The organism is Chitiniphilus purpureus (assembly GCF_025642115.1).
GTDB classification, from domain to species: domain Bacteria; phylum Pseudomonadota; class Gammaproteobacteria; order Burkholderiales; family Chitinibacteraceae; genus Chitiniphilus; species Chitiniphilus purpureus.
In genome coordinates this window covers 3,994,254-4,018,196 of sequence record NZ_CP106753.1, presented here as the reverse complement: position 1 = coordinate 4,018,196, position 23,943 = coordinate 3,994,254, and the positions used below count along the sequence as shown (strand labels likewise).

Genomic DNA, 23,943 nt, shown 5'->3' with positions numbered 1-23,943 from the left:
TGTGCGGTCGGTCCGCAGTGCGTGTCAGGGGCTGGCCGGTACCGGTAGCCGGACATGGAACACCGCCTGCAGCAGGCGATGTCCTTCCTCGTCCGGCCCGATCGGGGTGAGCATGACCCACCACGACGACGCGTCCGGGCCATGCAGTGTGTAGCTGTATTGCGGCAGATCGAACCCGGCGGGCTGCCGGAATACCGCGTCGTAGCAGTGATAACGCGAATTCATCGATTTGCCCTGGTTGACCTCGACCAGATCGACGTCGATGCCAGGATGGCCTTCCCAGCTCACGCGCCAGGTCTGGCCCAGGGCCTGCTGCAGCTCGTCCTGGCTGGGGATGTCACTCATGCGGCCAACTCCTGGGTGGCGGGGCGATGCATCTGCAGGTAGATCGGGTGCTGGCCGGTGACGGCAAAACCGAAGCGCTCGTACAGCCGGCGCGCGGGGTTGTCCTGCTCCACGTAGAGACGGATGGCCCTGGCAGCCGAATCGGCTTCCCGCACCAGTTGTGCCAGTAGATGCCCCCCGATGCCATGGCCTCGCCAGCCAGGCAGCAGCGAGAGGTCCATCAGGTTATAGATGGTCGGCCCGCGAAAGACGTAGAACCGGCCTATCGGCTCATGCCCATGATGGACAACCGAAAACGCCGCCTCGCGGTAGTGTTCCTGGTAATGGCGGTGCTGGGCGTCGAACTGCTGTGCGATGAAATCGGCCTGCTGCTGCGCACTCCAGCCCGTGGCGGCCAATTCCTCGCTACGGGTCGACGCGTACAGCGCCTGAAGGAATGGCAGATCGTCTGCGGTGGCAAGGGTCAGTTGCAACGCTGCCGGATCGACAGGCGAAGTGGGGGCCGGGCACATGGCTAGTCAGACGGTTCATCGCAAAGCTCAGGCCTAGATGATAGCTGGGTGGAATGCTTACGCAAGTATCATCTGCGAATCACTTGCCACGCTGCTGACTGCCGATTGAAATCGGGCTGTATCCGGCTAAGGGGCCGGTGTATGGGTGGCATACGGGGCCGTGGCACACATCCGGGCATTGCCGCATGGGCACCGTGCTACCGGGGCGATCGGCGGCCCAGCGGGCAGTGCGCCGCCCCCGTGGCGCGGATCGGGCATTGGCAACTGCTGTCAGACCCTCGGCGCTGCCGCAGCCTTGCATGCCGCGAAACGCATCAATAGCGGGGAAAGCCCGGATCGACCTGGTCTGCCCAGCCGGCGACCCCGCCGGTCAGATTGATCATCCGCTCGAAGCCGTTGCGCTCCAGGAACGTCGCCACCTGGTAGCTGCGCACCCCGTGGTGGCAGATCACCACCGTCGGCGTATCCGGGTCCAGCTCCTGCTGGCGTGACGGGATCTCGTTCATCGGGATATGGACGATCCCGGGCAGGGCGCAATGCGCCACTTCCCAGCCTTCGCGCACATCGAGCAGCACCGGCCGCGGCCGGTCGGCGTCGGCGAGCCAAGCCGCCAGTTCTTGGGGTTGCAGGTGTTGCATGGGGGCATCCTGGTCATGGTGTTGCAACGGCGCATGCGAGGGTAGGGGCGTTGCATCGGGGGCAAGCATGAACGGGACGGCGTGGCCGTCCCGTTCATGGCGCCGACAGCGGCAGGCGTGTCCTACAACCCGGCGTCCGCGCGCAGCGCGGCGGCCTTGTCGGTGCGTTCCCAGGTGAAGTCCGGCTCTTCGCGGCCGAAGTGGCCGTAGGCGGCGGTACGGGTATACACCGGGCGCAACAGGTCCAGCATCTGCACGATGCCCTTGGGCCGCAGGTCGAAATGCCGCTCGATCAGCTTGACGATCTCTTTGTTGGACAGCTTGGACGTGCCCCAGGTGTCGACCATGATCGAGACCGGGCGCGAGATACCGATGGCATAGCTCACCTGCACCAGACACTGCCGGGCGATGCCGGCGGCGACGATGTTCTTGGCCACGTAGCGACCGGCGTAGGCGGCCGAGCGGTCCACCTTGGACGGGTCCTTGCCCGAGAACGCGCCGCCACCGTGCGGCGCTGCGCCGCCGTAGGTGTCGACGATGATCTTGCGTCCGGTCAGACCGCAATCGCCCATCGGGCCGCCGATGACGAAGCGGCCGGTCGGGTTGACCAGGAACTTGGGGTTCTTGAGCCATTCGGCCGGCAGCACCGGCTTGATGACCTCCTCGATCACTGCCTCGGAAAGCTGGGCGTGCGATACGTCCGGATGATGCTGGGTCGAGAGCACCACGGTGTCCACTTCCAGCACGCGGCCTGATTCGGCGTCGTATTTGAGCGTCACCTGGCTCTTGGCATCCGGGCGCAGCCACGGCAGCCGGCCGTCCTTCCTCAGCTCGGCCTGGCGCTGCACCAGCCGGTGCGCGTAGTAGATCGGCGCGGGCATCAGCTGCGGCGTCTCGTCGCAGGCGTAACCGAACATCAGGCCCTGGTCGCCCGCGCCCTGGTCCAGATCCAGTCCGGCACCTTCGTTCACGCCTTGTGCGATATCGGGCGACTGCTTGTCGTAGGCAACCAGCACCGCGCAGGTCTTGGCGTCAAAGCCGATGTCGGAGTGGTCGTAGCCGATGCGCTTGATGGTGTCGCGCGCGATCTGGATGTAATCGATGGTGGCGGTGGTGGTGATCTCCCCGGCCAGCACCACGAGGCCGGTATTGACCAGCGTTTCAGCGGCGACGCGGGCATGGCGGTCCTGCGTCAGGATCGCATCCAGGATGGAATCGGAGATCTGGTCGGCCACCTTGTCCGGATGGCCTTCGGAGACGGATTCAGAGGTAAACAGAAATTCTTTCATGCGCATGATTCCTTGGCGGATGGCTTGATCGCGTGTGGGGGGCGGTGAAAGTCGCTAGAATCCGGCTTTCACCGCCGTCTTGATCCTTTCGATGCTGGTTGCGCTTTTCAAACCGCTTGCCTGGTTGCCGTTGCCACTGTTCCACGTCATCGGTGCAGCGCTCGGCTGGCTGGTGTATTGGGCTTCACCGGGGTATCGGCGCCGTATCGCCGAGAATCTGCGGCAATCGGGGCTCGCGCAAAGCGACGGGGATTATAGACGATTGCTTCGTGCCAGTATCGCGGCGCATGGCATGGGCGCGCTCGAACTGATTCCCGCCTGGCTGCGGCCTTTGCCCAGGGTGGCGACGATGGTGAAACAGTGCACCGGCTGGGCGCATGTGACCGCTGCGCTCGAGTCGCCTGCGCCCCTGCTGCTGGTCTCGCCGCACCTGGGGGCCATCGAGGTCTGCGGCGCCTACCTGGCCAGCCGTCTGCCGCGCCCACTGACCGCGCTCTACCGGCCCCCCAAGCTGGCCTGGCTCGAACCCTTGATGCTCAGTTCGCGCACCCGTGGCGGGGCGCGGGCGGCCCCTGCCAATGCCGGTGGGGTGCGCCAGCTCTTCAAGGCGCTCAAGCAGGGGCAGGCGGTCTATATGCTGCCCGATCAGGCCCCAGGTGCCGGCGAAGGCGTGTGGGCGCCGTTCTTCGGCCGGCCGGCCTATACCATGACGCTGCTGTCCCGGCTCGCCTGCGCCAGCCACGCCACGGTGCTGCTGTGCTGTGCAGAGCGGTTGTCCTGGGGGCGCGGCTACCGCATCCATATCCGGCCGCTCTCGGATCGATTCAGCGGCGAGGCGCAGGCCGACGCCGCGCTGCTCAATGCCGATATCGAGGCGCTGATCCGGCTTGCGCCCGCCCAATACCTGTGGAGCTACAACCGCTACAAGCGGCCGGCCGGCGCGCCGCTGCCCGGGGACGCGGCATGAGCGCGCCGCTGCGGTGGTCCGATTTGTCCTGGCGCGCCAAGGCACTGGCCGTGCCGTTCTGGGTGCTGCACTGGCTGCCGTTTCCGCTGTTGTGCGGGCTGGGCACGCTGCTGGGCGTCGCCCTCTACCTGCTGACGCCGCGGCGGCGCCATATCGGCCTGGTCAACCTGCGGCTGTGCTTTCCCGAGTGGTCCGAGACCGAGCGGCGGCGTACGTTGCGCCGGCACTACCAGGTGTTCGCCATCTGCCTTGTCAGCTACGGCATCCCGTGGTTCGCCAAGCCGCACCGGCTGGCGCGGTTGGTGGTGCGGCAGGGCTACGAGCACTATGCCGCGACGCAGGGGCGGCCCATCATCGCGCTGGCGCCGCACTTCCTGGGACTGGATGTCGGCGGCATCCGCCATGCCATCGAGCACTTGGGGGCCATCCTCTATACCTCGACGCACGAAAGTGTGTTCGATCAGCTGTTGCGGTTCGGGCGCAGCCGGTTCGGGCCGCCGCAGCTGTTCCGTCGTACCGACGGCATCCGGCCGGTGGTGCGGGCGCTGCGCGATGGGGCATCGTTGTACTACCTGCCCGACCAGGACCTGGGCCGGCGCGAATCGATCTTCGTGCCGTTCTTCGGCGTGCCGACCGCCACGGTGCCGGCGCTGTCGCGGCTGGCGCAACTGGGCGACGCGGTGGTGGTGCCGATGGTGACCACACTGGAAGGCACTCGCTTCGTCACCCGTTTTTATCCGGCCTGGACCGGCTTCCCGTCCGGCGATGCCGAGGCGGACACCCGGCGCATGAACGCGTTCATCGAGGCGCGGGTGCGCGAATGCCCGGCGCAGTACTACTGGCTGCACCGGCGCTTCAAGACCCGGCCGGAAGGCGAGTCCGACCCATATCGCCGCGTGCGCTGAGCCGGTTGCCGATAGGAGCCATTTTCCCGGCGCTGAACGGTTGGTGCTTGGCAGATGCCATGGCCCCGTCGAATACTTGCGCTCTTGTATATTGCACCGCACAACAAGGAGCTGAGCATGCCCAAGGCCAAGACGGCGCTGGTGATCGGCGGTGGCGCACCCAATATGCCGCTGATGGCGGGCGCGCTGTCGGCCATGATCCGGCAACGCGTGCGCTTTGACATCATTTCCACGTCCGGTGCCGGCGCCCTGGTCGGCCTGCTGTATGCGGCGCCCAAGTCCGGCAATCCGATCGCCGCGTTGGCGGGCATGGTGCAGATGGGGATCGCCGATCCCATCTATCGTCTGCTGCCGGTCAATTACAAGGTGTTCAACAAGCCCGGCCCGCTGGCCGAGCAGTTCCGCAGTGAAATCGCCCGTTCGCCGTTCGCCCAATGGGTCGACGAGCTGTCGCAGCAGAGCCCGGCCTGGCGGGCGTGGGCGGATTGGGTGCGGCTGATGTGGGCGATCGCCACACCCACCGACCTGTCGATGCGCAGCCTTGGTCTGTGCGCGCATGTGCCGTTCATCGAGGAGGTGGTCGATTTCCAGCGCCTAGCTGATGCCAGCATCCCGATCTACCTCAACGCCTACAACCTGGACCGGCATCAGATGGTGCAATGGGAGGGCCCCGAGATCACGGTGGAGCGCTTCCGCGCCGCGCTGTCGTTCCCGTTTCTGTACCCGCCCACGGTGATTGCGAACGAAGCCGGGGAGCCGGAGCACTACATCGAAGGCGCGGCGCTCGATACGCTCAATTTCAAGGCGCTGGTGGGCCCAGATGGGGTGCACCCGGAGATCGATACGCTGGTGGTGTTCGACGTGCTGGGGGCCGATCAGCTGTTACGCCCGCCGCGCGACCTGTACGACGCCTGGGTGATGTCGATCATCACGCCGCTGGTGGAGATCGCCAAGGACGATCTGAAGCTGTTCGACCTGGTGTACAACCGCAATCCGGATGGCACCGAGAAGCGCCACCTGCTGATCGTGCCGCTGCTCTCGCCGGAGTTTCCGAAATCCCGCTGGGCCGAGATGTTCGACTGGACCTATTCCAATATGTACGCGCTCTACCGCGCCGGTTTCGACATCGGCCTGGACTTCTGCCGCGAACATGCCGACAAGCTCGATATCGTTTACGACGAATCGGTGCTGCCGCTGCCGGAGAACTGGACACTGGCCGACGCGCTCGGCACGGCGGCGCGCTAGGCCGCGTCATCGGCCGGCCGGTACCACCGCCGCGCAGTCCGATCACCAGCGCGGCATATCGGGCCGGCAGCGCTGCTGCTCCCGGCCCGGCCGGGCCGGGATGGCCTCTCAGGCTGCGGCCGGCTTCAGCACAGCGATTTCGGCAAGCAGCGCACGCACGGCATCGGCATCCTCCGCCGCCAGCAGCCCGGACAGTGCACCGCGTAGCTGGGTGAGGTCGGCATCGAGGATGCGCCGCTTCACCTTCAACAGCTGCGCGGGCAGCATCGAGAAGCGGCGCAGGCCCAGCGCCAGCAGCAGCAGCGTCAACTGCGGGTCGCCCGCCATTTCGCCGCACATCGAGACCGGCTTGCCCAGCGCATCGGCCGTCCGGATCACATGGTGCAGCAGTTGCGCCACCGCCGGGTGCAACGGGTCATACAGATAGGACACCGAATCGTCGTTGCGGTCGACCGCCAGCGTGTACTGGATCAGGTCGTTGGTGCCGATCGAGATGAAGTCGAGCTGCTTGAGGAAGCTTGCCACCGCGAGCGCTGCGGCCGGCACTTCGATCATGCCGCCCAGCTCGATGCCATCGTCGAACGCAATGCCCTCGCCGCGCAGCTGGTCCTTGATTTCCTCCAGGTGGCGCCGTGTCTGCCGCACTTCATTGACGTGGGTGAGCATCGGCACCAGGAGCTTGATCTTGCCGTAGGCCGAGGCGCGCAGCAGCGCCCGCAGCTGGGTGCGGAACAGTTGCGTCTCGGCCATGCACAGCCGGATGCCGGTCAGCCCCAGTGCCGGGTTGGGCGCATCGCTTTCCTCCTGCCACTTGGGAATCTTGTCCTTGCCCAGGTCGATGGTACGGATGATCACCGGCTGGCCGTGCATCGCCTCGGCCACCTGTTTGTACGCCTCGAACTGTTCGTCCTCGGTCGGCAGATCGTCCTCGTCGCGCAGGAACAGGAACTCCGAACGGAACAGCCCGACGCCATTGGCGCCGTTGGCCAGCGCCTGTTCGGTATCGCCGGGCAGCTCGATATTGGCGAACAGCTCGATCTCGGTGCCGTCGCGGGTGATCGGGCGGGCATCGCGGATATCCTGCAGCGCGCGCTGGCTGGCCTGCCACTCGCGCTGGCGCGCGCGGTATTCGACCAGCACGCGTTCATCCGGATCGACGATCACCACACCATTGACGCCGTCGACGATCAGGAGCTCCTCCTCGCGGATCAGGGCCTGCGCGTGGCGCAGCGCCAGCACCGCCGGCAGATCGAGGCTGCGCGCCAGGATGGCGGTATGCGAGGTCGGCCCGCCCACGTCGGTGACGAAGGCGGCATAGTCGGTGTCCTTGAACAACACCATGTCGGCCGGGGACAGGTCATGCGCCACCAGGATCGTGTCCGGCCGCAGCGGGGGCGGTGGCGGCACATGGTGGCCGGCCAGCGCCTTGAAGATCCGGTCGGTCACCTGGATCACGTCGGCGCGCCGCTCCCGCAGGTATTCCTCCTCGATTTCGTCGAACTGCGCGAGCAGGATGTCCAGCTGCTGCTTGAGCGCCCATTCGGCGTTGCATTGCTGGGTCTCGATGATCAGGTGCGGCTCGGAATTCAGTGCATGATCGTTCAACAGCATGATATGCAGGCTGAGAAAGGCGCCCAGTTCGGCCGGCGCATTCTCGGGGATGCTGCCCCACAGCGTTTCCAGCTCCTGGCGGGCGAGGCGGATGGCCGCGTCGAAGCGGGCCACCTCCTGCGGGACGTCGTCTTCGGCAATGTTGTAATGGGCGATCTCGATTTCGTTGTGCGAGATCACGTGCGCGTGACCGATCGCGACGCCTCCGCCGATGCCGATTCCGTGCAGCGTGATACCCATCCGCCTGTCTCCTTTGCCCGGCCGTTATTCGCCTTCGCCGAAGCGGTCCGCCACGAGCGCCACCAGCGCATCCATGGCCTGCTGCTCATCCGGCCCATTGCTGGTCTCGATGATGATGGAGCTGCCCTTGCCGGCGGCAAGCATCATCACACCCATGATGGACTTGGCGTTGACGCGCTTCTGGTTGCGGGTGACCCAGACTTCGCAGCTGAACTGGCTGGCAAGCTGGGTGAACTTGCTCGACGCCCTGGCATGCAGGCCCAGCTTGTTGACGATTTCGACTTCCTGTTGTGGCATGGCGGGTCCTGGCGTGGTTCTTATTCGAGTGGGGGGAGCATGTAGAGCACGCCTTCAAGCCCGCCGGTGATCGCCTTGCTGACCACGACCTCGAGCGACTGGTGGCTGTAGGTCAGCGCCCGCACCAGCATCGGCAGGTTCACGCCGGCCACCGCTTCGACCCGATTGGGCTCGATCAGCCGGTTGGCGACGTTGGATGGTGTACCGCCATAGATATCGGTCAGCAGCAGTACGCCCGAGCCATCGTCCAGCGCCTGCACCATCGCGCGTGCGCGGCGTACCACCTCGTCCGGATCGTCGGCCTTGCTGACGGCGAGCTGGGCCAGGTTCTCTAGCGGTCGTCCCATGATGTGCTGTGCACACGAGATCAGCGACTCGCCGAGGGTGACGTGGGTGACGATGATGATTCCGACCATGCGGGGAGCTGTCCTGGTGCGCTGTTTTCTGACGTTATAACTGAAAACCGCTGCCTTCCGGTAGAGCACGGGGTGGCCGGTGCAACCCGGGCCACGACCCGGGTGCACGGCCCCCGCTGTCAATCGCCATTCAACCGTGGGCGGTGCGGGCCCATGACCCGGATGGTTGCGCGAAGCGTGGCGCGCCAGCTCGCCTGGCTATCTGCAGACCATGCGCCAGATGCCGGCCCGCGGCGCCACCCGGCAGGGCGGGGCCGGGCACATTGCTGCCCCGCGCCGGCGGGCAATGGCCGCATTGTCCGGCGCGGCTTGGCCTGCATTGCCGCCTTTGTTCCGTACTCCCCGGGTTGAATGTCGATGCGCGCTAGCGCAGCCGGTACAGGTGCGGTGGGGGAATCAGCCATTGCAGGCGCGGCTGCAGGCTGGCGCTGACATATACGCTGCCGTCGTTGGCGACGATCAGCACGTCCTTCACCCCGAAACGCCCGGCGTAGTCGAGCGCGCGCTCGCGACCGCCGATGAAGATGGGCTTGGTCAGCGCATCCGAGATGGCGCCCGCCGCCAGCGTCGGTGGTGCAATCACGGTGGCCGCCTGCATCTGCCGTGCCGGCATGCCGCTGCGTGGGTCGATCAGATGCGCAAAGCGCGTGCCGCCGGCTTCGAAATAACGCTGGTAGTCACCGGAGGTGCCGATCGCCTCGCCATCATGCAGTGCGATCACCGCCATCGCGCGCGGCTGGCGTGGATGCCGCAGTCCGACCTGCCAGGGTTCCTGCCCCTTGCGGCCCAGGGCCAGCACATTGCCGCCGATATTGATCAGGGCGTGATAGACACGCGCCCGACGCAGATAGCGCGCCGCCCGGTCGAGCGCCCAGCCCTTGGCGATGCCGCCCAGGTCGAGCCGTACGGCCGTATTGCGGCTAGCGATGCGGTCCGCGTCGATTGCCAGGTCGTCCAATGTCGGCGCCATCGCAACCCAGCGGTCGCGCTGCGCCGCATCAGGGGGATGCTGCGGCGGGTTGTCCTGGTGAAAGCCCCACAGTCCGATCAAGCCCCCGATCGCTGGGTTGAACAATTGATCCGAACGCTGTGCATAGTCGCGCGCCTGCTGGATCAATTCGACCAGTTCGGCATCGGCTTCGCCGGGTGTGCCATGCGCCAGGGCAGTATTCAACCGGGTGATCGGCGACGGCTGCCATGCATGCAGCCGTCGGTGCAGCCGGTCCAGCTCACCCAGCACCTTGCCGGCATGGCGGGCCGCCTCGGCCTTGTCCAGACCCCAGATCGACAGCTCGACCTGGGTGCCGAACACGAACGCGGTCTGCCGATAGAGCGGCGCCTCGCCGCAACCGGCCAGCAGCAGCGCCGCGGCGGCCAGCAGCGCGCGCGTCCGGCTACGCGGCGATACGCCTGGCCAGCGCATCGATGAACAGGGCGGCGACGTCGATGCCGGATTGCTGGGTGATTTCCTGGAAGCAGGTGGGGCTCGTGACATTGATCTCGGTGACGAAATCGCCGATCACATCCAGCCCGACCAGCAGCAGCCCGGCCTGCGCGAGCTGCGGGCCCAGCGCGGCGGCGATCTCGCGGTCGCGCGCCGAAAGCGGCTGGGCACGGCCGGTGCCGCCGGCGGCCAGGTTGCCACGCGTCTCGCCCGGTTGCGGGATGCGTGCCAGGCACCAGTCCACCGGGACGCCGTCGATCAACAGGACGCGCTTGTCGCCCTCGCTGATCGCGGGGATATAGCGCTGCGCCATCACCGTGCGCTGCCCGTTGTCGGTGAGTGTCTCGATGATGGCGCCGATATTGGGGTCGTGCCGGGTGAGCCGGAAGATGCCCCTGCCGCCCATGCCGTCGAGCGGCTTGAGGATGATGTCGCCGTGTTCGGCCAGAAAGGCGCGCAGGTCGGCGGCACGCTGGGTGACCGTGGTCGGGGCGATGAACTCGGGAAAGCGCAGGATGGCGAGCTTTTCGTTGAAGTCGCGCAGCGCCTGACCGGGGTTGAACACCCGCGCGCCCTGCCATTGGGCCAGTGTGAGCAGGTGGGTGGCGTACAGATACTGCTGATCGAACGGCGGATCGGTGCGCATCAACACCGCGTCGAAGTCGCGTAGGGCCATGTCCGCCGGCGTGCCCAGCTCGAACCAGCGTCGGTATTCCTGGGTATCGGTGAAGCCGAACGGCCGGGCCTGCGCGGCGACCACGCCCTGGCTGACGCGCAGGTCGGCGGCTTCGCACAGCCAAAGTGCCCAGCCGCGCCGTGCGGCCTCGCGCAGCATGGCGTAGGTGGAATCCTTGTGGATCTTGAAGTCTTCGGGGGGATCGGCAATGACGAGCAGGCGCATGGGGTTGCCTCAGACAGCGAGCGCGACCTCCTGGGTCGCAGGGACGAGTTCATGGGCGGCGGCCAGCAGCGCCAGCCGCGCAACCACGCCGTAGGCGTAGAAGCGGTTGGGTTCGCTGTCGGGCGCAGCATCGCAATCGGGGGTGGAGCAGGGGGTGGCAAAGGCCAGTGGCACGAAGTGCATGCCCGGCGCGTTGAGGTTCTCCTCGGGGCCGCGCCCGGTGTGGACCCGGTAGAAGCCGCCGATAACGAAGCGGTCGAGCATGTAGACCACCGGCTCGGCGACCGCATCGTCGATATGCTCGAAGGTGGGCACGCCTTCCTGCACGATCACGTCGTGCACTTCCAGCCCTTCCTTGATCACCGACATCTTGTTGCGCTGCTTGCGGTTCAGGCCGATCACCTCGTCGGCCGATTTCACGCTCATCACGCCCATGCCGTAGGTACCGGCGTTGGCCTTGACGATGACGAACGGCGTATGGTCGATGCCGTGCTCGGCATACTTGCGCCGGATGCGGCCCAGCATGGCGTCGACCGAGGCGGCGAGCCGGTCCTCGCCGTCGCGCTGGTGGAAGTCGAGCCCGTCCACATGGTCGAAGTACGGATTGATCACCCAGGGATCGATGCCGACGAGGCCGGCGAATGTCTCGGCCACATGGTCATAGGCGGCGAAGTGGCCGGTCTTGCGCCGGGTCGACCAGCCGGCGCGCAACGGCGGCAGGATCGTCTGCTCCAGATCGGACAGCATCGCCGGCACGCCACCGGACAGATCATTGTTGAGCAGGATGACACAGGGATCGAACCCCGCCACGCCAAGGCGGTTGCCCTGACGGATCAGGGGTTCGAGCAGCAGCTTCTGCCCGTCGGGCAATTCCAGCGCGCTTGGCTCCGTGATCTCGGGGTTGAGCGTGCCCAGGCGCACCGCCACCCCGGCCTGGCGCAGGATGCGGACCAGCGCGGCCACGTTCTGCAGGTAGAAATTGTTGCGGGTGTGGTTCTCGGGGATCAGCAGCAGCCGGCGTGCGCTCGGACAGAAGTCTTCCAGTGCGCTCATCGCCGCCTGCACCGCCAGCGGGTGGAAGTCGCGGTTGAGATTGTTGAAGCCGCCGGGGAACAGGTTCATGTCGACTGGCGCCAGCTTGAAGCCGGCATTGCGCAGGTCGACCGAACCGTAGAAGGGCGGAGTCTGCTCCTGCCATTGATTGCGGAACCAGTGCTCGATTTCGGGCTGTGCGGCAAGAATCTTGCGTTCCAGATCCAGGATGGGCCCGCTTTGGGCGGTGACAAGATGCGGTACGCTCATGGAAATCCCTTTATGCCGCGGTGCGAGAAAAGCAGTCCGTTCAATATCAGGGTGACATCGGCAGAATCAAGACACTGGGCTGCGCGCGCCTGACTGCGAGGTCATGTTGCCGGACAGGCCGAGCTTGCCAGCCATGATCGCACCGCGTTATGCCCGGTTTGCGGTCTTTCCGCCCTCGCGGTGGACCGGCGTGCCCCGTGCATCGGCGTGTGCCTGCCGGGGCTGGCGTATCAATTGCCCGCGACCCCCCGCAGCGGCCGGTCGCGGCGCTCACCGATGCCTTGCCGGATATTGAACGCGTGGTAGCGCGCCAGCAATTGCCGCTGTTCGCGCGGCAGGCTTTCATCGTGATAGGCGGCCTGGATCAGCTCCTTCTGCACAAAGGCCAACTGGCGGGCGAGCAGCGCGCAATCCTGCATCGGCAGGCCACGGTTCATGTCGGCGACGATGGCGAGCGCGTCGCGCTTGATGCGATAGAGCAGGGATTGGTTGAGCGGATGGCTGGCGCGCGCTTCCTGCCGGGCACGCGTGGCGGGCAGCAACTGGGTGGGCGCGCCAAGCGCAGCCGACGCCGAGGGTGCCGGGCTGCGCGCAAGACGCTTGAGCATGGTCCACAACATGGCGGATCTCCGAGCGGAAAGAAAACGGGACGCTGCGCGTCCCGTCGTCCCGACAATCTCGACCGGTCAGCGGTCGAGCAGAATGCGCAGCATGCGGCGCAGCGGTTCCGCGGCACCCCACAGCAACTGGTCGCCGATCACGAACGCCGATAGATATTGCGGCCCCATGTTGAGCTTGCGCACGCGGCCCACGCCGATCTGCAGACCGCCGGTGATGCTGGCCGGGGTCAGCTCGCGGACGGTGACTTCGCGGTCGTTGGGCACCCACTTCACCCATGGGTTGCCGGACTTGATCAGCGACTCGATCTCGGCCAGCGGCAGATCCTGCTTGAGCTTGATGGTCAGCGCGAGGCTGTGGCAGCGCATCGCGCCGATACGCACGCACAGGCCATCGACCGGGATCGGGCTGGCGTTGCCGAGGATCTTGTTCACCTCGGCCTGGCCTTTCCATTCCTCCTTGGACTGGCCGTTCTCAAGCTGCTTGTCGATCCACGGGATCAGCCCGCCGGCCAGCGGTGCGCCGAAGTGCTCGGTGGGCACGTCCGAGCGGATCGCCTGGGCAACCTTGCGGTCGATCTCCAGGATGGCCGAGGCCGGGGTGGCCAGTTCGTCGGCCACCGCCCCGTAGACCACGCCCATGCCCTTGAGCAGTTCGCGCATGTGGTTGGCGCCGCCGCCCGACGCGGCCTGATAGGTCATCGAACTGACCCATTCGACGAGCCCGGCCTTGAACAGGCCGCCCACGCCCATCAGCATGATCGAGTTGGTACAGTTGCCGCCGATGTAGTTCTTCACGCCGCGGCCCAGCGCCCCCTGGATCACGTGCTCGTTGACCGGGTCGAGCACGATGACCGCATCCTCCTGCATGCGCAGTGTGGACGCGGCGTCGATCCAGTAGCCTTGCCAGCCGGCCGCCCGCAGGGGGCCGAACATCTCGGTGGTATAGTCGCCGCCCTGGCAGGAAATGATGATGTCCATCGCCTTCAGGTCGTCGATGGACTTGGCATCCTTGAGCGAACCGGTGGCGCCGCCGATCTGCGGCGCCGGCTGGCCGGCTTGCGAGGTGGTGAAGAACACCGGCTCGATCAGGTCGAAATCCTTTTCTTCCTGCATGCGCTGCATCAGCACCGAGCCGACCATGCCGCGCCAGCCGACGAGGCCCACTTTCTTCATCATCATTTCCTTTTGTTGGATGTTGCAAACGTAAGCTGCTGATGTTAGTGAAAAACGCCATGGCGCGCCAGCCGGGCTGCCCGGCGCGGCCGCCATGCGCATGGATGTGCCCGGTCGGGCGGGGAGGGGGAATGCGGATATTGGTGCAACGGGTGAGCCAGGCAAGCGTGGCGGTGGATGGCGCCACGGTCGGTACGATCGGTCCGGGCCTGCTGCTGCTGGTGGGAATAGAGGCATGCGATGGGGAGACCGACATCGCGTGGGCGATCGGCAAGGTGACGAAGCTGCGCATCTTTCCCGATGAGGCCGGCGTGATGAACCGCTCGGCGCTCGACGCCGGCGCAGAGCTTCTGGCCATCTCGCAGTTCACGCTGTTTGCGAGCTACCGCAACGGCAACCGTCCATCCTGGCAGCGCGCCGCACCCGGCCCGGTGGCGCAGCCCGTGTTCGAACGGCTGGTGGCCGGACTCGCCGCGGCCCTGGGCCGGCCGGTTCCCACCGGGGTCTTCGGCGCCGACATGCAGGTGGCGCTCGTCAACGACGGGCCGGTGACCTTGCTGCTCGACTCGCGCGATCCGCAGTAGCGCGGGTTCCAGGCGCTTGACGCACGCGCCGATCGGGCGTAAAAAACCTGAGCGCCGATTTGAATGCCAGCTTGCGGGCGCTTATACAAATGCAGCTAAAGCGTGCCCGACAACCCGCGGCCACGCGGGTTTTTTCGTTTTCGCACCAACGCGCCGAGTTAATCGACAACTTGCGGAGCGCGGCCTTCCCGGTCCGGGGGGCGAATCTGCTAAAGCGTCGGCCGCGTTGGCGGCCGTCCTGTCGCAACAGCCAAGGAGGCCGCCATGTACGATTGTTTCTATCCCGACGATATTCCTGCGCCGCGCACCCGACTGCCCGATCTGCGCCGTTGCCTGCAGTTGCGCCCCGCCGCCGGCGCGGACGCGGTGCTGCGCGAGGCCGAACGGCAACTGCGCGCGCTGGGGTTTGCGCTGGAGCCACGCGGTGATGGCAGCCTGCTGGTCTTCGATCTCTCCGTGTTGACCGCACTGGCGCTGCAACAACGCTGGCCTACACTGATTGCCCGCTTCGAGACACCCGCCTTATGCCGCAACCTGCGCTGCGACCACACAACCTCAAGCACGAACTGAGCGCCATCTGGACCTTGAGCTGGCCCATCATGGTGGGCCAGCTGGCCACCACCGGCACCGCGTTTGTCGATGCCGTGATGGCGGGTCATGTCTCGGCGGCGGACCTTGCCGCGGTATCGGTCGGCGCCTCGATCTGGGTGATGCTGCTGGTGACCCTGATCGGGCTGACCATGCCGGTGAGCCCGCTGGTCGCCCATGCGGTCGGCGCGCAGCGGCGCACCGAAATCGCCGCCGTCACACAGCAGGCGCTCTACCAGGGGCTGCTGTGGGGCGCGCTGGCATTGGCCGCGGCCTGGGCGGTGCTGCCGCTGCTGGGCCATCTTGGGCTCACGCCCGACGTGGCCGCCAAGGCGCGCGGCTTCGTTCGGGGCGTGAGCTGGGCGTTGCCGCCGTTCGCGCTCTATCGGGTGCTGTACGGCTACAGTGCCAGTCTCAACAGCACCAAGCCGATGATGGTGATCGCCCTGATCGGGCTCGCACTGAACGTGCCGGCCAACTGGGTACTGATCTACGGCCATCTCGGGCTGCCCGCGTTGGGCGCGGCCGGCTGTGGCTGGGCCACGGCGTTCAGCATCTGGGCGATGCTGCTGATGCTGCTGGGCTGGCTGCGCTATTCGCCGGTCTATCGCGATACCTATCCGCTGCGTCACTGGCGGCGGGTGGATTGGGGCCAGCAGCGCCAGTTGTTGCGGCTGGGGTTGCCGATGGGTGCAATGTTCTTCGTCGAGGTCAGCGCGTTTTCCGGCGTGGCATTGCTGATCGCCCGCCTCGGCACTGTGTCGGTGGCAGCGCACCAGGTGGCGCTCAATATGTCGTCGCTCACCTTCATGCTCCCGTCGGCACTTGGGACGGCGATGACGGTCAGGGTGGGGCAGGCGTTGGGTGCAGGAAATGCAGCCTATGCGCGTTTCATCGGCTGGACTGGCATCCGTGCCGGCCTTGTGATCGCCGGCTGCACCGCGTTGTTCATGATCGCCGGCAATCACCTGATCGCCGGCTGGTATACCCGTGATGCGGCGGTGCTGGCGCTGGCGGCCACCTTGCTGGTCTATTCGGGCGTCTTCCAATTGGCCGATGCCACTCAGGTGGTGGTGGTCGGCGTACTGCGCGGCTACAAGGTGACGCGCCAGCCCATGCTGGTCCATCTGGCGGCATTCTGGGTGATCGGGCTGCCGCTGGGCTATCTGCTGGCCTTTGGAGGCTGGGGCTGGCCTGGATTCGGCGCGCCGGGCTATTGGCTGGCGCTGGTGGCGGCACTGGCGTTCGCGGCGGCGTTGTTGCTGTGGCTGTTCCGCCGGGTGGGTGACGCCGCGGTGGCCTCCGGCTACTGATCCTCGCCCCAACGGCGCAGCAGGTGGTTCGGCACGCCCAACTGGTCAAGGATGCGCGCCACCACGAAGTCGACCAGATCGCTGATCTGCTGCGGCCGATGATAGAAGCCGGGATTGGGCGGCAGGATCACCGTGCCCAGCCGTGCCAGCTTGAGCATGTTCTCCAGGTGCAACGCCGAGAACGGCGCTTCGCGCGGCACCAGCACCAGCGTCCTGCGTTCCTTGATCATCACGTCGGCGGCACGTTCGAGCAGGTTGTCCGAATTGCCGTTGGCGATGGCGGCCAGCGCGCCCATGGTGCAGGGCACGACCACCATGCCGTCGCCAGGGTTGGAGCCCGAGGCCATCGGTGCGAACCACTCCTGCTGACCCCACACCTTGAGCCGCGTGGCATCGACGTTGAACTGCGCGCGAAGCAGCTGTGCCAGCGCCTCGGCCCGGCCCGGCCAGGTCTGCTGCAATTCTTCGCGCGCGACAATCTGGGCCGCCTGCGTGTACAGCACGTGTACGGTGCAGCCGGCGGCGAGCAGGCACTCCAGCGTGCGCAGGCCGTAGATCAGGCCGGAGGCGCCGGTGAAGGCGATGGTGATGGTTTTCATGGGGCATGCTCCGATAGCAGGCGGGCTGCAAGAACGCCGTTGACGAGCCCGAACAGCAGCGCCGCCGCCGCCAGTACCGGCGCCAGGCGCAGCAGCGCATCATGGGGGATCAGCCAGGCACGTGCCAGCAGCAGCTGTCCGGCCATGTGTGCCAGCGCGGCGGCCAGTGACAGCGTCACCGGGCCGAACCAGCGCCGGGGCAGGCAGCCTGCCACCGCCAGTGCGGTGAGGCTGGCGAGTCCACCGGCCAGGCTCAGCGCGAAGCCCGGGGTGAACAGGCCGCCCAGTACCAGCGCCGTGCCAAGGATGCGCAACAGCGATACCCAGGCGGCGGCCGCCCAGCCATGGCGCCACAGCACCAGCAGCACCACCAGGTTGGCCAGACCCGGCTTGACGCCCGGCAGTGGCGAGGGCAGCGCGTTTTCCAGCACCGAGAGCGCGATGGCGAGCGCGGCATAGCGGGCGAGGCGATGGTCCTCGACGCTGCCGGGGCCAACAGGGGCCGCGGCGGCGGCGTCAATAGCCGAGCGAGTCATAGGGCAGGGCGGCGCCGACCAGGGCGATGGCGGTGCGGTTGGGCAGGCAGACCGCGCTTTCGCCCGGGTGGCGCAGCCACCCGCTGCGCACGCAATATTGGCGCGGGCCCGGGTCGGACTGGATGCGGGCGCGGCCCTGGGCGACTTCCACCCGGGTAAGGCCGAGCGGCCCGGGGATCTGCAGCGTCTGCCGGGCGGCCAGATCGACTTCGGCATACAGCGTACCGGCGCTGTAGAGCCGCACCCGTGCCGCCGGGCCGGGTTGCCAGGCGACATGGGCCAGTGTCAACACCGCCAAGGCGGCGATGCCGAGCGTCAGCCAGTCGCCCAGGCGCAACAGCCTCATCGCGCCGTGGCAAGCTCAGGGCGTTCGCGATGGCGCACCAGCACCTGCCGGTTGATCGAGAAGTGCCGGGCCAGCTGCTCGGCCAGATATACCGAACGGTGTTGCCCGCCGGTGCAGCCGATGGCCACGGTCACGTAGCTGCGCTGGTCGCGCTCGAACTCGGGCAGCCAGCGTTCGAGAAAACCGAGGATATGGGTGAGGTATTTGCTGACCGCCTCTTCGCGTTCCAAAAAGTCGATCACCGGCTGGTCGCAGCCGGTCAGCGGCCTCAGTGCGGGCTCGTAGTGAGGATTGGGCAGGCAGCGTGCGTCGAATACGAAGTCGGCGTCCAGCGGAATGCCCTGCTTGAAGCCGAACGATTCGAAGATCAGTGTCAGACGCGCGCGGTCCAGTGCGACAAAGCCGCGCAACCAGGCGCGCAGCTGTGCCGCCGACAGCGCGGTGGTGTCGATCCGGTGCGCCAGCGACGAGAAGTAGGCCAGCATCTCGCGTTCGAGCGCGATGGCCTCGAACACGGTCAATTCACCCGAAGCGAGCGGATGGCTGCGTCGGGTTTCCGAGAAGCGTTTGACCAGTGTCTCGGTCTTTGACTCCAGGAACAGCAGCTGGATATCCAGGTTGAGATCGAACAGCGCATCCAGATGCTCGGGAAACGACGCGAAGCTGTGTGCGCTGCGTACGTCGATCGCGATCGCCACGCGCGGATAGCCGTCTTCATCCAGCAGGGCCACGGTTTGTGGCAGCAGCGGCGCCGGCAGGTTGTCGATGCAGTAGTACCCCAGGTCTTCCAGCGCCTTGAGCGCCACGCTTTTGCCGGCACCGGACAGCCCGGAGAGCAGCACCACCTGTTGTCGGGGTTGCGGCATCCTATTCGCCCATTTCCATGAAGCGCTGGTGGCGCTCGATGAACTCGCGGGTGGAGTCGATGCCGCGCAATTGCAGGATGTAGTTGCGCACCGCCGCCTCGACCAGCACCGCCAGGTTGCGGCCGGCGGCCACCGGGATCACCAGCTTGCGGATCGGCACGCCCAGGATCTCCTGCGTGGCGGCCTGCATCTGCAGCCGGTCGATCGGCGAGAGTGTCTCGCCGCTGGGCTTGGCCAGATGGATGATCAGCTTGAGCGTCTTCTTGGGACGCACCGCGGTCTCGCCGAAGATGGTCCGGATGTTGAGCACACCGATGCCACGCACTTCGAGGAAGTCGCGCAGCATCGGGGGACAGCGCCCCTCCAGCGTTTCGGGGTTGGTCCGGTAGACCTCGACCACGTCGTCGGCCACCAGCCCGTGGCCACGCGAGATCAGTTCAAGCGCAAGCTCGCTCTTGCCCATGGACGATTCGCCGGTCAGCAGCACGCCCACTTCCAGCACATCCAGGAACACGCCGTGCAGATGGGTGGATACCGCCAGCGCCTTAGCAAGGTAATAGCGCAGCACGTCCATCAGGTAGGGCGACTGCTCGGGGCTCGTCAGCAGCGGCACGTGATAGCGCTCGGCCGCTTCCTTGAGCGCCTCGGGGACCGGCTGGCTGTTGGCCACGATCATGGCCGCCATCTCATTGGCGAACAGCCGCTCCACCGATTCCTTCTGCGCCTCCAGCGACAGCCCCTGGAAGTAGCTGACTTCCGCAATGCCGAGCACCTGCACCCGGTTCGGATGGATGAAGTTGAGGTGACCGACCAGCGCGAGCTTGGGTTTCTGCTCGCTGGCGTCATTGGTGAGCAGGCTGTTGGCCCCGGATTGGCCGGCCACCCAGGTCAGCCGCAGCTTCTCCGCGTTGTCGATGAACAGCTGGCGTACGGTGATCTGTGGCATCGCGTATGACCCTATCTTCCCGAATAGGGCTCCCAGGTGGTGATCAGCTTCCAGGCCTCGGCGGCATCCTCGACCTTGGCGAGCTCGTCGCGTACGGTCTTGTCGGAAAACAGCTGCGCCAGCTCGGAGAGAATCTGCAGGTGCAGGTCGGTGGCATTGGCGGGTACGAGCAGTACGAAGATCAGCGAAACCGGTTTGCCATCCGGGGCATCGAACGGGATCGGATTCTTCAGCCGGACAAACGCGCTGGTGGCGACCTTGAGGCCCTTGATCCGTCCGTGGGGGATGGCCACGCCTTGTCCCAGGCCGGTCGAGCCGAGCTTTTCCCGGGCAAAGAGGCTGTCGAACACCACGCTGCGCGCGATGCCGTAGCTGTTTTCGAAAAGAATGCCCACCTGTTCGAAGACGCGTTTCTTGCTCCCAACGTCCATTTCCAAGAAGACATTGGAGCTTGGCAAGACCTTGGATATCAGGCTCATTCTGAGGCGGCCGCAGGAATAACGCGGCTATTGTAGCGTCCTGTGTCGGCAAACGAAAAACGGCAGTGAGATGGCGGTGCGGTAAAACCGGCATCCGGGCCGGGCGCGTCAACGAAAACGGGAACCCTTGGGTTCCCGTTCTGGCGCAATCAAGGCGGCCTTATTCGATGGCGGTATGGTATTTGATGCTTTCGCCACGGTGATCCATCAGCTTTTCCTTGTGCTTGAGGATCTGGCGGTCCAGCTTGTCGCTCAGCAGGTCGATCGCAGCGTACATGTCCTCGTCGACAGCCTGGACATGGATGTCCCGGCCGCGCACATGCACGGTGGCCTCAATTTGATGCTGCAGCTTTTCCACCGAGAGGATCACGCTGACGTCGATCACCGAATCGAAATGACGCGTGATGCGCTCCAGCTTGGTGGTCACGTACTCACGGATGGACGGAGTGACTTCCAGGTGATGGCCGCTGATATTGAGGTTCATAGGTCTGCTCCTTCTGCGTTGATCCCCAGGCCTGCGTGTGTCGACGAAGAAGCACCGCCGGGCCCTACAGGGTTTTGCGCTGGTTGACGGGGGCGATCTGCATCGCTTCCCGGTACTTGGCAACGGTCCGCCGCGCAACCACGATCCCTTGCCGTGACAGCGACTCCGCGAGTGCGCTGTCCGAAAGCGGTTTGGTCTTGTCCTCGTTCTGGATCAGCTGTTTGATGAGCGCCTTGATCGCCGTGGCCGAGCATTCCCCACCGGCCTCGGTTTCGACATGGCTGCCAAAGAAGTATTTGAACTCGAAAAGCCCCCTTGGACTGTGCAGGTATTTCTGGCTCGTCACCCGCGAAATCGTCGATTCATGCAGGCCAAGCTCTTCGGCGATGTCGCGCAGCACCATCGGCCGCATCGCGACTTCACCGTGTTCAAAGAACGCATGCTGCCTTGCCACGATCGCTTCAGCCACACGCAGGATGGTGTCAAAGCGCTGCTGCACGCTCTTGACCAGCCATCGCGCCTCCTGCAGCTCCCGTGCCAATACGCCTCCCTCGCTGCGTTGCAGGATGTCCGCATACATCCGGTTGACCCGGAAACGCGGCCGCGCTGCCTCATTCAACCTGGCCCGCCACTTCCCCTTGGCCTTGTAGACGATGGCATCAGGGATCACGTAGCGGGGGGACAGGCTGGCCCATCTGGCTGCCGGGCGTGGATTCAGACCGGTGATCAACGCATTGGCCGCCTTGAGTGCAACATCATCGCATTTGAGCGACTTCTTGAGCCTAGTGTAGTCCCGCGCAGCCAGCAAATCGAGGTGCTTCTCGACCAATTCCAGCGCAAGTTGACGGATATCATCCTGCGGCAACTGGCGCAGCTGCAGCGCCAACGCCTCGCTCACGTCGCGCGCACCCACCCCGATCGGATCGAATTGCCTGATGCGCATCAACGCGACCGACAGGTCTTCGAGTTCGAGCCCGGTCTCGGCCACCAGTTCCTCGGGCAGCTGCGCGAAGATCTCCTCCAGTGCTTGCGTGAGGAAACCATCATCGTCGAGCGCGTCGATCAAGAGGCCCAGCACCGCGCGGTCCAGCGCCGGAACCGGCAGCAGGCCCGCCTGCTCCAGCAGATGCTCGCGTAGCGTCAGTTCGCGTGCGGTGTTGGCGGCCGGGTCGAAGTCGTCGTCGTCTTCGCCGCCGCTGCCTCCGCCGCTGCCCCAGCTCCAGTCGCCGTCGTCACCGGCGTAGTCATCCAGGGGGGTGTCGGCGGGGCTGTCCGGACCGGGTTCGTCCGATGTCTGGGACTCGCCGTGGTCCTCGCCTGCTTCAAGCAGTGGGTTCTCCACCAGGTAGCGTTCGATCTCCTGACGGAATTCGAGTGTGGAGAGCTGCAGCAGCTTGATCGACTGCTGCAGTTGCGGGGTGAGATTGAGCTGCTGCGACAGCTTGAGCTGGAGAGACTGCTTCATCGGACCGCGCGGCTGAATGAAAGTGAGCTGGGCTGCATCGCGTTACATGCGGAAGTGTTCGCCAAGATAGACCTTGCGTACCTGTTCGTTGTCGACGATTTCCCCGGGATGGCCGGCCGCCATCACTTCCCCTTCACTGATGATGTAGGCGTGGTCGCAGATTCCAAGGGTCTCGCGCACATTGTGATCGGTGATCAGCACGCCGATGCTGCGCTCCTTCAGGAAGGCGATGATGCGCTGGATGTCCATCACCGCGATCGGGTCGACGCCGGCGAACGGCTCGTCGAGCAGGATGAAGCGCGGGTCGGCGGCCAGCGCACGGGCGATCTCGGCGCGGCGGCGCTCGCCCCCCGAAAGCGCGGTGGCGATGCTGTCGCGCAGGTGGCTGATATGCAGTTCGTGCAGCAGTTCGTCCAGCCGGTTCTTGCGACGATCCTCGTCCTTCTCGTGCAGTTCCAGCACCGCCTGGATGTTCTGCGCCACGGTCATCTTGCGGAAGATCGACGCCTCCTGTGGCAGATAGCCCAGGCCCAACCGGGCACGTTCGTGCATCGGCAGATGGCCGATGTCACGTTCGTCGAGCTGGATGCTGCCGCCATCCTTGGCCACCAGGCCCACGATCATATAGAAGCTGGTCGTCTTGCCGGCGCCATTGGGGCCCAGCAGCCCGACCACTTCCCCCGCCTTCACCTCCAGCGAAACATTGCGTACCACCGTGCGCTTCTTGTAGCGCTTCATCAAGCCGGTGGCGCTCAGCCGGCTGGGGGTGCTCATCGGGCTTCCTTCTTCTTGGGCTGGATGGTGATATTGACCCGCCCGCTGCCGCCACCGCCGTTGCCGCCGTCGGCCTCGTAGGTCTCGTCGTTCATGTTGTAGGTGATGGTCTGCCCGATCACCTCGTCACCGTTGTCGCGCCGTACCCACGCCTTGTCCATCAGCTTGAGGATGCCGGTCTTGCCGTTGTAATCGAAACGCAGCGCCTGGGCATATACCCACTCGCCGGAGTCCTGGCGCTGCTTGAAATTGACCGGACTGCCGCTGCCGTTCGCATACTGGTTGCCTGCCTCGTCCTGCCGCACCTGGAGCTGTGCCGAGGTCAGCCGCATCGTGCCCTGGGTGACGATGACATTGCCGGTGTAGGTTCCCGCCGATTCCTTCTGGTTGAACTGGGCGCGGTCCGCCTGGATGTTCATCGGCTGATCGCGGTCGGTCTGTTCGGCCCACGCGGGCCCGGTCAAGAGCCCAAGAGCGACAAGGCTAGCGGCGAGGCGGTTCATAGACGGTGCTCACTTTGGATTTCAACAATAAGGTGCCCGCGATCATATCGGCCTCGAAGCCGACCCCGCTGGCATGGTACGGGCCCATGTCGGCCTTGACCGCGGCATCCGACCACGCCCGGCGCGTATCGGTGGTCAGCCAGACCTCGCGGCCGCGAATGGTCAATTCGGCATGCTCGCCATCGGCGGCACGCACCACGGTGACCGGGTGGGGAAACCAGACGCGCTTGCTGTCCTGCAGGCCTTGCGCCAGCGTGGTCACCGCCTGCATCACCGGCTGGTCCGGCGCGGTGTAGGTCAGGTGCGGGGAATCGAACCAGGTACTGTTGTCGCCCGGGTAGTGCCGTGTGCGTCGGGCCTTGATCTTGAGCAGCGGCTGGCCGGTTTCGTTGAAGCGCATGGCGTCGATGCCTTCGATCACGAGATCGGGCTCGCCGGGCCGCAACGGCGTATCCACTGCCGGCAGGCGCGCGGCTTCGTTCAACAGCCATACCAGCACGCCCAGCACGGCCAGCAGGAGCAGCGGCAGGAATCGGGAAGACCAGTGCACGCGCT

At 65.8% G+C, this 23,943-nt stretch carries 29 protein-coding genes; 6 read left to right on the top strand and 23 right to left on the bottom strand.

Translation table 11 applies throughout. The features are described 5' to 3' along the window. Positions 1 to 24: 24 nt before the first annotated feature. The 4 genes from N8I74_RS18610 to metK form a co-directional block, all read right to left on the bottom strand. A complete protein-coding gene (locus tag N8I74_RS18610) occupies positions 25 to 345 on the bottom strand; it encodes a DUF6916 family protein (RefSeq protein ID WP_263124707.1) in 321 nt (106 codons plus the stop codon). Further along, the gene (locus N8I74_RS18605; RefSeq protein ID WP_263124706.1) at positions 342 to 818 is read right to left on the bottom strand and encodes a GNAT family N-acetyltransferase; all 477 of its coding nucleotides are present in this window, start codon (positions 816 to 818) and stop codon (positions 342 to 344) included. The genes N8I74_RS18610 and N8I74_RS18605 overlap by 4 nt, the downstream gene beginning before the upstream one ends. Positions 819 to 1,171: 353 nt before the next feature. Next, a complete protein-coding gene (locus tag N8I74_RS18600) occupies positions 1,172 to 1,495 on the bottom strand; it encodes a rhodanese-like domain-containing protein (RefSeq protein ID WP_263124705.1) in 324 nt (107 codons plus the stop codon). A gap of 122 nt (positions 1,496 to 1,617) precedes the next feature. Beyond that, on the bottom strand, positions 1,618 to 2,784 hold the full coding sequence (metK, locus tag N8I74_RS18595; protein ID WP_263124704.1) for a methionine adenosyltransferase: 1,167 nt from the start codon (positions 2,782 to 2,784) through the stop codon (positions 1,618 to 1,620). A gap of 91 nt (positions 2,785 to 2,875) precedes the next feature. Here metK and N8I74_RS18590 point away from each other — a divergent pair, with 91 nt between their 5' ends. From N8I74_RS18590 to N8I74_RS18580, 3 genes are all read left to right on the top strand, one after another. After that, positions 2,876 to 3,751 (top strand): lysophospholipid acyltransferase family protein, encoded by an 876-nt coding sequence (locus N8I74_RS18590; RefSeq protein ID WP_263124702.1) that lies wholly within the window; start codon positions 2,876 to 2,878, stop codon positions 3,749 to 3,751. Next, a complete protein-coding gene (locus N8I74_RS18585; protein WP_263124701.1) occupies positions 3,748 to 4,656 on the top strand; it encodes an LpxL/LpxP family acyltransferase in 909 nt (302 codons plus the stop codon). The genes N8I74_RS18590 and N8I74_RS18585 overlap by 4 nt, the downstream gene beginning before the upstream one ends. 117 nt (positions 4,657 to 4,773) lie before the next feature. Then, positions 4,774 to 5,901: a patatin-like phospholipase family protein gene (locus tag N8I74_RS18580; RefSeq protein ID WP_263124700.1), complete on the top strand. Its 1,128-nt coding sequence runs from the start codon at positions 4,774 to 4,776 to the stop codon at positions 5,899 to 5,901. 108 nt (positions 5,902 to 6,009) lie between these two features. Here the strand turns inward: N8I74_RS18580 and ptsP are convergent, their stop codons facing one another. The 8 genes from ptsP to asd form a co-directional block, all read right to left on the bottom strand. Beyond that, positions 6,010 to 7,752, bottom strand: a complete 1,743-nt coding sequence (ptsP, locus tag N8I74_RS18575) for a phosphoenolpyruvate--protein phosphotransferase (RefSeq protein WP_263124699.1) — start codon at positions 7,750 to 7,752, stop codon at positions 6,010 to 6,012. Positions 7,753 to 7,776: 24 nt separating this feature from the next. Continuing rightward, a complete protein-coding gene (locus N8I74_RS18570; protein ID WP_263124698.1) occupies positions 7,777 to 8,049 on the bottom strand; it encodes an HPr family phosphocarrier protein in 273 nt (90 codons plus the stop codon). A 20-nt stretch (positions 8,050 to 8,069) separates the two neighbouring features. Further along, the gene (locus N8I74_RS18565) at positions 8,070 to 8,465 is read right to left on the bottom strand and encodes a PTS sugar transporter subunit IIA (protein WP_263124697.1); all 396 of its coding nucleotides are present in this window, start codon (positions 8,463 to 8,465) and stop codon (positions 8,070 to 8,072) included. A 364-nt stretch (positions 8,466 to 8,829) separates the two neighbouring features. Then, the gene (locus N8I74_RS18560; protein WP_263124696.1) at positions 8,830 to 9,888 is read right to left on the bottom strand and encodes an FAD:protein FMN transferase; all 1,059 of its coding nucleotides are present in this window, start codon (positions 9,886 to 9,888) and stop codon (positions 8,830 to 8,832) included. Then, positions 9,860 to 10,810 (bottom strand): glutathione synthase, encoded by a 951-nt coding sequence (gshB, locus tag N8I74_RS18555; RefSeq protein WP_263124695.1) that lies wholly within the window; start codon positions 10,808 to 10,810, stop codon positions 9,860 to 9,862. The genes N8I74_RS18560 and gshB overlap by 29 nt, the downstream gene beginning before the upstream one ends. Before the next feature lie 9 nt (positions 10,811 to 10,819). After that, positions 10,820 to 12,112: a glutamate--cysteine ligase gene (gene gshA, locus N8I74_RS18550; protein WP_263124694.1), complete on the bottom strand. Its 1,293-nt coding sequence runs from the start codon at positions 12,110 to 12,112 to the stop codon at positions 10,820 to 10,822. Positions 12,113 to 12,342: 230 nt separating this feature from the next. Then, positions 12,343 to 12,732: a hypothetical protein gene (locus tag N8I74_RS18545; protein ID WP_263124693.1), complete on the bottom strand. Its 390-nt coding sequence runs from the start codon at positions 12,730 to 12,732 to the stop codon at positions 12,343 to 12,345. A gap of 66 nt (positions 12,733 to 12,798) precedes the next feature. Beyond that, a complete protein-coding gene (gene asd / locus N8I74_RS18540) occupies positions 12,799 to 13,905 on the bottom strand; it encodes an aspartate-semialdehyde dehydrogenase (RefSeq protein ID WP_263124692.1) in 1,107 nt (368 codons plus the stop codon). A 131-nt stretch (positions 13,906 to 14,036) separates the two neighbouring features. Here asd and dtd point away from each other — a divergent pair, with 131 nt between their 5' ends. From dtd to N8I74_RS18525, 3 genes are all read left to right on the top strand, one after another. Further along, the gene (gene dtd / locus N8I74_RS18535; protein ID WP_263124691.1) at positions 14,037 to 14,489 is read left to right on the top strand and encodes a D-aminoacyl-tRNA deacylase; all 453 of its coding nucleotides are present in this window, start codon (positions 14,037 to 14,039) and stop codon (positions 14,487 to 14,489) included. 264 nt (positions 14,490 to 14,753) lie between these two features. Further along, a complete protein-coding gene (locus tag N8I74_RS18530) occupies positions 14,754 to 15,059 on the top strand; it encodes a hypothetical protein (protein ID WP_263124690.1) in 306 nt (101 codons plus the stop codon). Beyond that, a complete protein-coding gene (locus N8I74_RS18525; RefSeq protein ID WP_263124689.1) occupies positions 15,014 to 16,390 on the top strand; it encodes an MATE family efflux transporter in 1,377 nt (458 codons plus the stop codon). The genes N8I74_RS18530 and N8I74_RS18525 overlap by 46 nt, the downstream gene beginning before the upstream one ends. On the opposite strand, the gene N8I74_RS18520 is transcribed toward N8I74_RS18525, so the two are convergent. From N8I74_RS18520 to lptC, 11 genes are all read right to left on the bottom strand, one after another. After that, a complete protein-coding gene (locus N8I74_RS18520; RefSeq protein ID WP_263124688.1) occupies positions 16,384 to 16,989 on the bottom strand; it encodes a flavin prenyltransferase UbiX in 606 nt (201 codons plus the stop codon). The genes N8I74_RS18525 and N8I74_RS18520 overlap by 7 nt on opposite strands. Beyond that, on the bottom strand, positions 16,986 to 17,525 hold the full coding sequence (locus N8I74_RS18515; RefSeq protein WP_263124687.1) for a Gx transporter family protein: 540 nt from the start codon (positions 17,523 to 17,525) through the stop codon (positions 16,986 to 16,988). The genes N8I74_RS18520 and N8I74_RS18515 overlap by 4 nt, the downstream gene beginning before the upstream one ends. Beyond that, positions 17,506 to 17,871, bottom strand: a complete 366-nt coding sequence (locus tag N8I74_RS18510; protein ID WP_263124686.1) for a NusG domain II-containing protein — start codon at positions 17,869 to 17,871, stop codon at positions 17,506 to 17,508. Before N8I74_RS18510 ends, N8I74_RS18515 begins: the two co-directional genes overlap by 20 nt. After that, positions 17,868 to 18,737 carry an RNase adapter RapZ gene (gene rapZ / locus N8I74_RS18505; protein WP_263124685.1) on the bottom strand — a complete coding sequence of 290 codons (870 nt, stop codon included), beginning with the start codon at positions 18,735 to 18,737 and terminating at the stop codon, positions 17,868 to 17,870. The genes N8I74_RS18510 and rapZ overlap by 4 nt, the downstream gene beginning before the upstream one ends. A gap of 1 nt (position 18,738) precedes the next feature. Next, a complete protein-coding gene (gene hprK / locus N8I74_RS18500) occupies positions 18,739 to 19,683 on the bottom strand; it encodes an HPr(Ser) kinase/phosphatase (RefSeq protein ID WP_263124684.1) in 945 nt (314 codons plus the stop codon). A gap of 11 nt (positions 19,684 to 19,694) precedes the next feature. Next, a complete protein-coding gene (ptsN, locus tag N8I74_RS18495; protein ID WP_263124683.1) occupies positions 19,695 to 20,162 on the bottom strand; it encodes a PTS IIA-like nitrogen regulatory protein PtsN in 468 nt (155 codons plus the stop codon). Between the two features lie 160 nt (positions 20,163 to 20,322). Next, entirely contained in the window at positions 20,323 to 20,646 is a 324-nt protein-coding gene (gene hpf / locus N8I74_RS18490; RefSeq protein WP_263124682.1) for a ribosome hibernation-promoting factor, HPF/YfiA family, read from the bottom strand. Positions 20,647 to 20,710: 64 nt separating this feature from the next. Further along, entirely contained in the window at positions 20,711 to 22,111 is a 1,401-nt protein-coding gene (locus N8I74_RS18485; RefSeq protein ID WP_263124681.1) for an RNA polymerase factor sigma-54, read from the bottom strand. Positions 22,112 to 22,153: 42 nt separating this feature from the next. Next, a complete protein-coding gene (gene lptB, locus N8I74_RS18480) occupies positions 22,154 to 22,885 on the bottom strand; it encodes an LPS export ABC transporter ATP-binding protein (RefSeq protein WP_263124680.1) in 732 nt (243 codons plus the stop codon). After that, positions 22,882 to 23,388 carry a lipopolysaccharide transport periplasmic protein LptA gene (gene lptA, locus N8I74_RS18475; protein ID WP_263124679.1) on the bottom strand — a complete coding sequence of 169 codons (507 nt, stop codon included), beginning with the start codon at positions 23,386 to 23,388 and terminating at the stop codon, positions 22,882 to 22,884. The genes lptB and lptA overlap by 4 nt, the downstream gene beginning before the upstream one ends. Then, entirely contained in the window at positions 23,369 to 23,938 is a 570-nt protein-coding gene (gene lptC, locus N8I74_RS18470) for an LPS export ABC transporter periplasmic protein LptC (RefSeq protein ID WP_263124678.1), read from the bottom strand. The genes lptA and lptC overlap by 20 nt, the downstream gene beginning before the upstream one ends. Positions 23,939 to 23,943 lie beyond the last annotated feature (5 nt).

Bases quoted from the DNA above. Each gene is read 5' to 3' on its own strand.
- N8I74_RS18515 (WP_263124687.1), bottom strand. From the start codon at position 17,525: ATGACTCGCTCGGCTATTGACGCCGCCGCCGCGGCCCCTGTTGGCCCC.
- gshB (WP_263124695.1), bottom strand. From the start codon at position 10,810: ATGCGCCTGCTCGTCATTGCCGATCCCCCCGAAGACTTCAAGATCCAC.
- lptA (WP_263124679.1), bottom strand. From the start codon at position 23,388: ATGAACCGCCTCGCCGCTAGCCTTGTCGCTCTTGGGCTCTTGACCGGG.
- lptB (WP_263124680.1), bottom strand. From the start codon at position 22,885: ATGAGCACCCCCAGCCGGCTGAGCGCCACCGGCTTGATGAAGCGCTAC.
- N8I74_RS18485 (WP_263124681.1), bottom strand. From the start codon at position 22,111: ATGAAGCAGTCTCTCCAGCTCAAGCTGTCGCAGCAGCTCAATCTCACC.
- N8I74_RS18585 (WP_263124701.1), top strand. From the start codon at position 3,748: ATGAGCGCGCCGCTGCGGTGGTCCGATTTGTCCTGGCGCGCCAAGGCA.
- asd (WP_263124692.1), bottom strand. From the start codon at position 13,905: ATGAAGAAAGTGGGCCTCGTCGGCTGGCGCGGCATGGTCGGCTCGGTG.
- N8I74_RS18570 (WP_263124698.1), bottom strand. From the start codon at position 8,049: ATGCCACAACAGGAAGTCGAAATCGTCAACAAGCTGGGCCTGCATGCC.
- dtd (WP_263124691.1), top strand. From the start codon at position 14,037: ATGCGGATATTGGTGCAACGGGTGAGCCAGGCAAGCGTGGCGGTGGAT.
- rapZ (WP_263124685.1), bottom strand. From the start codon at position 18,737: ATGCCGCAACCCCGACAACAGGTGGTGCTGCTCTCCGGGCTGTCCGGT.
- ptsP (WP_263124699.1), bottom strand. From the start codon at position 7,752: ATGGGTATCACGCTGCACGGAATCGGCATCGGCGGAGGCGTCGCGATC.
- hpf (WP_263124682.1), bottom strand. From the start codon at position 20,646: ATGAACCTCAATATCAGCGGCCATCACCTGGAAGTCACTCCGTCCATC.
- N8I74_RS18580 (WP_263124700.1), top strand. From the start codon at position 4,774: ATGCCCAAGGCCAAGACGGCGCTGGTGATCGGCGGTGGCGCACCCAAT.
- N8I74_RS18525 (WP_263124689.1), top strand. From the start codon at position 15,014: ATGCCGCAACCTGCGCTGCGACCACACAACCTCAAGCACGAACTGAGC.
- N8I74_RS18565 (WP_263124697.1), bottom strand. From the start codon at position 8,465: ATGGTCGGAATCATCATCGTCACCCACGTCACCCTCGGCGAGTCGCTG.
- N8I74_RS18545 (WP_263124693.1), bottom strand. From the start codon at position 12,732: ATGTTGTGGACCATGCTCAAGCGTCTTGCGCGCAGCCCGGCACCCTCG.
- N8I74_RS18530 (WP_263124690.1), top strand. From the start codon at position 14,754: ATGTACGATTGTTTCTATCCCGACGATATTCCTGCGCCGCGCACCCGA.
- N8I74_RS18600 (WP_263124705.1), bottom strand. From the start codon at position 1,495: ATGCAACACCTGCAACCCCAAGAACTGGCGGCTTGGCTCGCCGACGCC.
- hprK (WP_263124684.1), bottom strand. From the start codon at position 19,683: ATGCCACAGATCACCGTACGCCAGCTGTTCATCGACAACGCGGAGAAG.
- N8I74_RS18510 (WP_263124686.1), bottom strand. From the start codon at position 17,871: ATGAGGCTGTTGCGCCTGGGCGACTGGCTGACGCTCGGCATCGCCGCC.
- gshA (WP_263124694.1), bottom strand. From the start codon at position 12,112: ATGAGCGTACCGCATCTTGTCACCGCCCAAAGCGGGCCCATCCTGGAT.
- N8I74_RS18560 (WP_263124696.1), bottom strand. From the start codon at position 9,888: ATGCGCTGGCCAGGCGTATCGCCGCGTAGCCGGACGCGCGCGCTGCTG.
- N8I74_RS18520 (WP_263124688.1), bottom strand. From the start codon at position 16,989: ATGAAAACCATCACCATCGCCTTCACCGGCGCCTCCGGCCTGATCTAC.
- metK (WP_263124704.1), bottom strand. From the start codon at position 2,784: ATGAAAGAATTTCTGTTTACCTCTGAATCCGTCTCCGAAGGCCATCCG.
- ptsN (WP_263124683.1), bottom strand. From the start codon at position 20,162: ATGAGCCTGATATCCAAGGTCTTGCCAAGCTCCAATGTCTTCTTGGAA.
- N8I74_RS18590 (WP_263124702.1), top strand. From the start codon at position 2,876: ATGCTGGTTGCGCTTTTCAAACCGCTTGCCTGGTTGCCGTTGCCACTG.
- N8I74_RS18610 (WP_263124707.1), bottom strand. From the start codon at position 345: ATGAGTGACATCCCCAGCCAGGACGAGCTGCAGCAGGCCCTGGGCCAG.